General features: G+C 71.6%; 8 protein-coding genes. All 8 read left to right on the top strand.

All coding sequences use genetic code 11. The annotated features are described in order from the left end of the window. Positions 1-1,138, top strand: a 1,138-nt coding sequence (gene cbiE / locus EII26_RS04765; protein ID WP_124888002.1) for a precorrin-6y C5,15-methyltransferase (decarboxylating) subunit CbiE, incomplete at its 5' end; no start/stop codon positions are given. A gap of 72 nt (positions 1,139-1,210) precedes the next feature. After that, positions 1,211-1,966 carry a precorrin-4 C(11)-methyltransferase gene (cobM, locus tag EII26_RS04760; RefSeq protein WP_124888001.1) on the top strand — a complete coding sequence of 252 codons (756 nt, stop codon included), beginning with the start codon at positions 1,211-1,213 and terminating at the stop codon, positions 1,964-1,966. Then, on the top strand, positions 1,963-2,949 hold the full coding sequence (locus EII26_RS04755) for a cobalt-precorrin 5A hydrolase (protein ID WP_124888000.1): 987 nt from the start codon (positions 1,963-1,965) through the stop codon (positions 2,947-2,949). Before cobM ends, EII26_RS04755 begins: the two co-directional genes overlap by 4 nt. Beyond that, the gene (cobJ, locus tag EII26_RS04750; RefSeq protein WP_124887999.1) at positions 2,946-3,683 is read left to right on the top strand and encodes a precorrin-3B C(17)-methyltransferase; all 738 of its coding nucleotides are present in this window, start codon (positions 2,946-2,948) and stop codon (positions 3,681-3,683) included. Before EII26_RS04755 ends, cobJ begins: the two co-directional genes overlap by 4 nt. Before the next feature lie 61 nt (positions 3,684-3,744). Then, positions 3,745-5,055, top strand: coding sequence for a precorrin-6A reductase (cobK, locus tag EII26_RS04745; protein WP_124887998.1), 1,311 nt, complete (start codon positions 3,745-3,747; stop codon positions 5,053-5,055). Next, positions 5,052-5,957: a hydroxymethylbilane synthase gene (hemC, locus tag EII26_RS04740; RefSeq protein ID WP_124887997.1), complete on the top strand. Its 906-nt coding sequence runs from the start codon at positions 5,052-5,054 to the stop codon at positions 5,955-5,957. Before cobK ends, hemC begins: the two co-directional genes overlap by 4 nt. 4 nt (positions 5,958-5,961) lie before the next feature. Continuing rightward, a complete protein-coding gene (cobA, locus tag EII26_RS04735) occupies positions 5,962-7,464 on the top strand; it encodes a uroporphyrinogen-III C-methyltransferase (RefSeq protein ID WP_124887996.1) in 1,503 nt (500 codons plus the stop codon). A gap of 1 nt (position 7,465) precedes the next feature. After that, positions 7,466-8,440 carry a porphobilinogen synthase gene (gene hemB / locus EII26_RS04730; protein ID WP_124887995.1) on the top strand — a complete coding sequence of 325 codons (975 nt, stop codon included), beginning with the start codon at positions 7,466-7,468 and terminating at the stop codon, positions 8,438-8,440. Positions 8,441-8,579: the final 139 nt, after the last annotated feature.

Raw genomic sequence — 8,579 nt, 5'->3', positions numbered from 1 at the left:
GCACGCGGGGCTCGCGGGCGGCCATCCCAACGTCGTCCTTCTGAAGGGCATCGCCGAGACGCTCGACCGGGTGGAGCGCGAGCTGGAGCGCGGGAGCGTGGCGGTGCTGGTCTCGGGGGACCCTGGGATCTACAGCCTGCTGCCGATGCTCCGGAGGCGCTGGCCGGGCCGGGCTCTGCGCGTGGTGCCGGGCGTCGGATCGATCCAGAGCCTCTGCGCCGCGGCGGGCGAGACCTGGGAGGACGCCGCGATCCTGTCGGGTCACGGAAGGCCGTTGAGCGCCTCCCGGCTTCTGAATACCGTGGAGCGCCGCAGGCTGACCCTGCTCTTCTGCGGGGGGGACCACTCGCCGCGCTGGGCGTGCGAGGCGCTGGCCGGAGCGGTGGGGGGCCTGGGGGGGCGCGTCGAGGCCGTGGTCGGGGAGCGGCTGAGCTATCCGGACGAGCGCGTGACGCGCGGGGCGCCCGCCGAGCTGGCGGGGCGGGATTTCGACGCGCTCTCCCTGATGCTGGTGCGCAACCCGGAGCCCTGGACGCCGCCCTTCGGACGGCCGCGCGACGCGGATTTCGAGCGCGGCGAGGTGCCCATGACGCGGGAGGAGGTCCGCTCGGTCGTCCTGGACCGGCTGGAGCTTCGGCCCGATTCCGTCCTCTGGGACATCGGGGCCGGGACCGGGTCCGTCTCCGCCGCCGCGGCCCTGGCCTTCCCCGACGCGGAGGTCCATGCCGTGGAGTGCGTGCCGGAGGCGGTGTCGCTCCTGGAGCGGAATCGGGAGAAGTTCCGGCTCCACAACATGACGATCCGCCCGGGGCGCGCCCTGGCCCTGGCGGGTTCGCTTCCGGACCCGACCCACGTCTTCGTCGGGGGGAGTGGCGGCGAGCTGCGGGAACTTTTGGAGCTCTTGCCGGGCAGGGCCGGGGCTGTGCGGGTGGTCGTCGCCGCCGTGACGCTTCAGACCCTGAGCGAGGCGGTGACGGTGTTGAGCGGGCCCGGGTACCGGGACCTGGAGGCGGTCCAGATCTCCGTAAGCGCCAGCCGGGCCCTTGGGCGCAGCCTTTTGATGGCCGCACGGAATCCGGTGACGCTGCTTTGCGCGTGGTGCCGACCCCGTTTCGCGATCGAAGGGCTTTGCCCCTGAGCCCTTGGAATGGGGCGGGGCACAGCGAAATTCCCGGTTTTTCATCTTTTCTGACGTCAGGGAGGTTTTTCCATGATCCATTTCGTCGGTGCGGGGCCCGGAGCTCCCGATCTGATCACCCTTCGGGGCGCGGAGCTCCTGCGCCGGGCGGGGATGATCGTTTACGCGGGGTCGCTGGTCAACCCGGCGCTTCTGGAGTACGCGCCGGAGGGCTGCGAGATCCACGACAGCGCGTCCATGACCCTGGACGCGGTGGTGGAGAAGCTCCTGGAGGGGCATGGCCGCGGCGTGACGACGGTTCGGCTCCACACGGGGGACCCGTCGCTCTATGGGGCGATCCGCGAACAGATGGACCGTCTGCGGGAGCGGGATGTGCCCTTCGAGATCGTTCCCGGCGTCAGCTCCTTCTGCGCCGCCGCCGCCGCCGCCCAGGCGGAGTACACGCTGCCCGGCGTCAGCCAGACCCTCATCATCAGCCGCATGGCGGGGCGGACGCCCGTTCCGGAGCGGGAGGCCATACGCTCCCTGGCGTCGCACGGGGCCTCCATGGTGCTCTTCCTCTCCACCGGGATGCTCGGAAAACTCTGCGCCGAGCTGATTGCGGGGGGCTACCCCGAGGAGACCCCCGCCGCCCTGGTCCACAAGGCGTCCTGGCCGGACGAGAGGGTGCTGCGCGGCACGCTCTCGTCCCTGCCGGCTGACGCGGAGGCCGAGGGCATCGTCCGGACGGCCCTGGTGCTGGTGGGCGGTTTTCTGGGGGACCGCTACGAGCTCTCGAAGCTCTACGATCCCCGATTCGGACACGGGTACAGGAAGCCGATGCCGTGACGGAGGAGAGGACGGTCCTCGTCGCCTTTACCCGTACCGGAGCCTCGCTGGCCGCCCGCCTGGCGGAGGCGCTGGGGGGGCGTGCCTTTGCCCCCGCACGGTGCCTCGTGCCGGGCGTCGAGCCCTTGGAGGGGACGGTGGGCGCGTGGGCGGAGCATTGGTTCCCCCGGGCGGAGGCCCTGGTGTTCGTCTGTGCCTGCGGCATCGCGGTGCGGGCGGTCGCGCCCCTGGTCCGGAGCAAGGCGGAGGACCCGGCCGTTCTGGCCCTGGACGAGCGGGGCCGGCACGTCGTCCCTCTGCTCTCCGGGCACATCGGCGGGGCCAACGCGCTGGCCCGCCGCGTCGCGGAGCTGACGGGGGGCGTCGCGGTCGTCACCACGGCCACGGACGTCAACGGCGTCGTCGCGGTGGACGAGTGGGCGGTGGAGAACGACTGCGCCATCGAAAACCTCGGGGCCGTCAAGCACGTCTCGGCCGCGGTCCTGGAGGGACGGCCCGTTGGGGTCGCGGTGACGGACCAGCTCCAGCCCGCGCCGTGGCCCGTCACGCTGTGGCTGCGGCCGCGGCGTCTGGTGCTGGGGACGGGCTGCAAGCGGGGCGCCGATCCTGCAGCGGTGGCGGACGCCGCGGAGGCGTTTCTGGAGGGCGCGGGGGCCTCGCCCCTCGCGCTGTGCGCCGTGGCCTCCATCGACCTGAAACGGGACGAGCCCGCGCTGATCGCTTTGGCGGAGCAGTACGGCGTTCCGTTTCTGACCTTCGGTGCGGACGAGCTGAGGGCGGTGCCGGGCCGCTTCTCCGCCTCCGAGCGGGTGCGTGCGGTCACGGGGGTGGACAACGTCTGCGAGCGTGCGGCGGTGCGTGCCGCGGGGAACGGAGTTTTGTTGAGGAGCAAGACCGTCTGTCCGGGGGTGACGTTCGCGCTGGCGCGGCGTGCGGTCCGGGAGGACGATATCATCGGCAGGGATGGGGAGGAGCGGCGATGATCTACGTGGTCGGCCTGGGGCCGGGCAGAAAAGAGGAGATGACGGGGCGGGCGCTGGCGGCCCTGGAGCGGTGCGACACGATCATGGGCTACAAGGCGTACGTCGATCTCGTCCGGCAGGTCTTTCCGGATAAGGACCTGCGTGCGTCCCCCATGAAGGCCGAGGTCGACCGGTGCCGCGAGGCCCTCGAGCTCTCGCTCGCCGGCCGGACCGTGGGACTGGTCTCCAGCGGGGACCCGGGGGTCTACGGGATGGCGGGGCTGATGCTGGAGGTCGCGGAGGGCCGCACGGACGTGGAGGTCGTCCCGGGCGTGACGGCGGCGAGCGCCGCTGCGGCCCTGCTGGGCGCGCCGCTGATGCACGATTTTGCGGTGATCAGCCTCAGCGACCTGCTGACGCCCTGGAACCTCATCGAGCGGCGCCTGGCGGCGGTGGCGGCGGCGGACTTCGTCGTCTGCCTCTACAACCCCGCGAGCCGTGGCCGGCCGATGCACTTCCAGTGGGCCTGCGACATCCTGTTGAAGCACAAGGCTCCCGAGACCGTGGCCGGCTGGGTGTGCAACGTGGGGCGGGAGGGCGAGCACTACGGCATCACGACCCTCGGGGCGATCCGGGACGCGGAGCTGGATATGTTCTGCACGGCCGTCGTGGGCAACGTCGGCACGACGGTCCTGGACGGCCGGATGGTGACCCCGAGGGGGTACCGGTTCGGCACGAGGGAGGAACTGGAGTGAGTCCGATCCCCCTGCGGCCGTACCGCTTCGTGCCGGACGAGGGGCGAGGGGGTAAAGTGCGATGACCGGCGGGCGTCTGCTTCTGTTCGGCGGGACGACCGAGGCGCGGGAGATCCTCGCGCACGGCATTCCCGCGTTGTGCTGCGTCGCGACGGACTACGGCGGCAAGCTCGCCGCGGAGACCCCGGGGGCCGCAGCCTCCGGCGCCTCGCCCGAGGAGGGCACGGTGCGCGTCGGGCGGCTCGATGCGGATGGCATCGCGGACCTGATCGCCGCGGAGGGCGTCACCTGCGTGATCGACGCGACGCACCCCTACGCCGTGGAGGTCACGAGGAACATCCGGTCGGCCTGCGACCGCACCGGAACGCCCCTGCTCCGCGTGCTGCGGGACGCCGCGCTTGCGGAGGGAGCGGGCTCCGAGGAGGGCGTGACGCGCGTCGGCTCCTGCCGTGAGGCGGCGGAGCTCCTGGACGGCCGGGAGGGGGAGCGTGCCCTGCTGACGGTGGGCAGCAAGGAACTGCGGGCGTTCACGGCGGTTCGGGACTATCGGCGCCGGCTCTTCGCCCGAGTACTCCCCACGTCGGAGGTGCTGCGCTCCTGCGAGGAACTGGGGTTCGACCCCGCGCACGTCATCGCCATGCAGGGCCCCTTCTCCGCGGAGATGAACGGCGCGATGCTGAGGATGACCGGAGCCTCCCTCCTGGTCACCAAGGACGGGGGAGGACCCGGCGGCATGGAGGCGAAGCTGGCCGGCGCCCGCGCCGCGGGGGCCGAGGTGGTCCTGGTGTCGCGTCCGGACGACACGGGCTGCTCGGTGGGCGAGGCGGTGCTGTGGGCCCGTCGGATGCTGGGGCTGAGGCGTCCGCCTCTCTTTCCGCTGCTGCGGGACCTCGAGGGGCGGACCGTGCTCGTGGTCGGGGGAGGGACCGTCGCCCTGCGCAGGGCGGCGACGCTCGCCAGATGTGGGGCCAGGGTCCGGGCGGTGAGCCCGGAGTTTTTGGAGGCGTCTTCCGGACCTCTGCCGGGCGCGGAGCTCCTGCGGCGTCCCTTCTTGCCGGAGGACTTGGAGGGCGCCGTCCTGGCGGTGGCCGCGACGGACGACCGGGAGGTCAACCGCCGGGTGGGGCTGGAGGCACGGGGCCGGGGCATCCCCGTCTCGGTCGCCGATGCGCCGGGGGAGAGCACGTTCTTCTTCCCCTCGCTGGTCGCCGAGGGGCCGGTGGCGGCCTCGGTGTCCAGTGCGGGGCTGTCGTGCGCTCTGACGCGGCGTCTGTCGGACCGGCTGCGGTCGGTCTGGGGGGCGTGGGTTGCCGAGGAGAAGGCCGCTTTGGAGCGCATGGCGCCCGGCGGGACCGGGGAGGGCGGACGATGAGGCGGGTGCGGGTCGGGAGCCGAAAGAGCCCCCTGGCCGTGGCCCAGACCCGGCTGGTGATGGAGGCGGTCCGGGCGCGGCATCCCGATCTGGAGATCGAGCTGGTGACGATTCAGACCACGGGCGACGTCAACATGAAGCCCTTTTCCGAGGCCTCCGACCCCTTCGGCATCAAGGGGCTGTTCACCCAGGAGCTGGAGGAGGCTCTGCTTCGGGGGGAGATCGATTTTGCGGTCCACAGCCTTAAGGACCTGCCGATGAGGCAGGACGAGCGGCTGCCCTTGGTGGCCCTCTCGTGCCGGGGCGATCCCCGCGACGCGCTGCTGCTGCCGCGCGACCCGGAAGGGCGCGCCGTGCCGGACGGAGGCGGGGCGATCGGCTGTTCCTCGGCGCGGCGCCGGCTCCAGCTGGCGGAGCTCTTTCCGGGCCGAGCCGTCGAGCCCGTCCGGGGCAACATCCAGACCCGCCTGCGCAAGCTGGACGATCGGGAGGAAAAACGGTTTTCGATGTTGGTGCTGGCGGCCGCCGGGCTGCGCCGTCTGGGGCTGGATGGCCGTATCGACCGTGTTTTCTCGACTGAGGAGATGATCCCTGCTGCGGGGCAGGGAATCCTGGCCTGTCAGGGGCGTGCCGGTGAGGATTACGACTATCTGGATGCCGTTCGGGACCGGGACGCGGAGGATTGCGCCAGGGCCGAGCGGAGCTTTGCCGCCGCGCTCGGCGGGGGGTGTGCCCTGCCCGTGGCGGCCTACGCGGTCGTGGAGGGGGAGGCTCTGAACCTGACGGGTTTTTACGCGAACGAGGCGGCCGGGTCCCGCCGGAGGGGGACGCTTTCGGGGCCCCGCTCCGATGCCGAGGGGCTGGGCAGGGCCCTTGCGGACCGTCTGCGAGAGGGAGGATAGCGTGATGGATCAGCGGGGACGTACGGGCAAGGTCTGGCTCGTCGGGGCCGGTCCGGGCGATGCGGGGCTGCTGACCCTTCGGGGACGGGAGGTCCTGGAGCGCGCGGAGGTGGTGGTCTTCGACCGCCTTGTGGGTTCGGGGCTCTTCTCGCTCTTTCCCGAGCGGGCCGAGCGGGTGGACGTGGGAAAGCGGGGCGGGTGCCATCCGGTGCCGCAGGAGGAGATCGAGGCGATCCTGGTGGATCGGGCCCTGGCGGGCAGGCGGGTCGTCCGCCTCAAGGGCGGGGACTCGTTTCTGTTCGGCCGCGGCGGGGAGGAGATCGAGGCGCTGCTCGAACACGACATCCCGTTCGAGGTGGTGCCGGGCGTGACCTCGGCGCTCGCCGTCCCGGCCTGTGCCGGGATCCCGGTGACGCACCGGGGGCTCTCGTCGTCGGTCCACGTCATCACGGCCCACACGCGGGCCGGGGAGCTCCCGCCCCTGGACTTCGAGGCGATGGCCCGTCTGAAGGGCACGCTGGTCTTCCTCATGGGGGTGGGCGCCGCCGGGGAGATCTGCTCCCGGCTCGTTAAGGCCGGGATGCCCGGCGCCACGCCCGCCGCGGCGGTCGAGCGCGGGACCACGGCGCGCCAGCGTCTGCTGGCCGGGACCCTCGAGTCCCTGCCCGAGCGCATTCGAGCCTCGGGGATCCGCCCGCCCGCCGTGCTCGTCGTGGGGGAGACGGTGACCCTGGCCGATCGGCTCGGCTGGCGGGACCGTCTCCCTCTCTCGGGCGTCCGGGTGCTCGTCACGCGCCCCAGGGAGCGCTCCGGCCGGCTGGCCCGGATGCTGCGGGACGCGGGCGCGGAGGTCCTGGAGTTCCCCTGCATTTGCACGGAGACCCTGCCGGGGCCCCTGCCCCGGATCGGGGGGGCGGGTTGGATCGTGTTCACCAGCGCGGCGGGGGTGGAGTCCTTCTTCGCTCTGCTCGCGGAGGAGGGGCGCGACGTGCGGGAGATCGGGGACGCGCGCGTGGCGGCCGTCGGGCCGGCGACGCGCGACGCGCTCAGGGCGCGCGGGCTGCGCGTCGACTACGTTCCGGAGGTCTGCGACGGAGCGCATCTGGCCGATGGGCTGGCCGACCGGGCGCGCGGGGGGGACGTGCTGCTGCTGCGGGCGGAGACGGGGGCGCCGGGCCTCTCGGAGGGTCTGAAGGCGCGCGGCGTGCCCTTTCGGGAGCATTCCGTCTACCGCACGCGGTGTGCGGCGGCGGGGCTTCCGTCCCTGGATTTCGACGCGGCGGTCTTCACCAGCGCGTCCACCGTGAGGGGGCTTGCCGACTGCCTGCCGGACGGCTGGGATCGCGGCGGCTTCAGGGCCGTCTGCATCGGGGAGATGACGGCCCGTGCGGCCGCGGAGGCGGGGTTTTCCAATGTGACGACGGCAGCAGCCGCCACGCTCGAGGCTCTGATTGAGGCGACAATCAGGACGACAGTCAAGACGAGGAACGAGGGGGAGGATTTGTGAGATGATCTTGAGGCCCAGGAGGCTGCGGCGCACGGCCGCCATCCGCGATATGGTGAAGGAGACGAGGCTCTCGCCGTCCATGCTCGTGTATCCCGTGTTCGTCCGGGAGGGGAGGAACATCGCCGAGGAGATCCCCGCGATGCCGGGGCAGATGCGCTACAGCCCGGACACGTTTCCGCGCATTCTGGAACGCGTGGCCGAGGCAGGGGTCGGGGCCGTGCTGCTCTTCGGCGTTCCGGAGCACAAGGACGAAATCGGAAGCCAGGCCTGGGCGGAACAGGGCGTGATCCAACAAGCTCTGGCGGTGGGAAGACGGCATTTTCCCGACATCATTTTTATCGGCGACGTCTGCCTTTGCGAGTACACGTCGCACGGGCACTGCGGGGTGCTGAAGGGGGAGACCGTCGACAACGATCCGACGCTCGAGCTTCTGGCCCGGACGGCCGTGTCGCAGGCGCAGGCCGGGGCCGACGTGGTGGCGCCGTCCGACATGATGGACGGCCGGGTCGGTGCGATCCGCTCCGCCCTCGACGGGGCGGGGTTCGAGGACACGCTGATCCTCTCCTACGCGGTGAAGTACGCCTCGGCGTTCTACGGCCCGTTCCGCGAGGCCGCGGGCTCGGCACCGGCGTTCGGGGACAGGAGGAGCTACCAGATGGATCCCCGAAACGTCCGGGAGGCGCTGAGGGAGGCCCAGCTGGACGTGGACGAGGGCGCGGACATGATCATGGTCAAGCCGGGGCTTCCGTATCTGGACGTGCTCCGGGCGGTCAAGGAGCGGAGCTGCGTCCCCGTGGGCGCGTACTCCGTCAGCGGCGAGTACTCCATGATCAAGGCGGCGGCCGAGCGGGGCTGGGTGGACGAGGAGCGCGCCGTGTCCGAGGCCGCGGTCTGCCTGGTGCGGGCCGGAGCGGACGTCCTGGTCACATACCATGCGCTGTCCCTGGCGGAGTGGATACGGGAGGGCCGGCTGTAGGCGGGCTCCCCTTGCCCGGGGTGCCGTGCGGTGCCATAATTTCAGGAAAACGCCGATTGAAACGAAAAACCTGTAAAATGATGTGAAAAATCCACATGAAAAACTTCCGGCGCTTTCCTGGATATCGACATGGGGGCTT

Origin of the sequence: Fretibacterium sp. OH1220_COT-178, assembly GCF_003860125.1 — a bacterium.
Classification (GTDB): Bacteria; Synergistota; Synergistia; order Synergistales; family Aminobacteriaceae; genus CAJPSE01.
Note: the sequence above shows the minus strand (reverse complement) of the source record. Positions and strands in the feature narration are given on the sequence as shown.

Excerpts from the sequence above, each read along its gene's own strand:
- cobM (WP_124888001.1), top strand. The coding sequence starts at position 1,211 with ATGATCCATTTCGTCGGTGCGGGGCCCGGAGCTCCCGATCTGATCACC.
- cobJ (WP_124887999.1), top strand. The coding sequence starts at position 2,946 with ATGATCTACGTGGTCGGCCTGGGGCCGGGCAGAAAAGAGGAGATGACG.
- cobK (WP_124887998.1), top strand. The coding sequence starts at position 3,745 with ATGACCGGCGGGCGTCTGCTTCTGTTCGGCGGGACGACCGAGGCGCGG.
- hemC (WP_124887997.1), top strand. The coding sequence starts at position 5,052 with ATGAGGCGGGTGCGGGTCGGGAGCCGAAAGAGCCCCCTGGCCGTGGCC.
- cobA (WP_124887996.1), top strand. The coding sequence starts at position 5,962 with ATGGATCAGCGGGGACGTACGGGCAAGGTCTGGCTCGTCGGGGCCGGT.
- hemB (WP_124887995.1), top strand. The coding sequence starts at position 7,466 with ATGATCTTGAGGCCCAGGAGGCTGCGGCGCACGGCCGCCATCCGCGAT.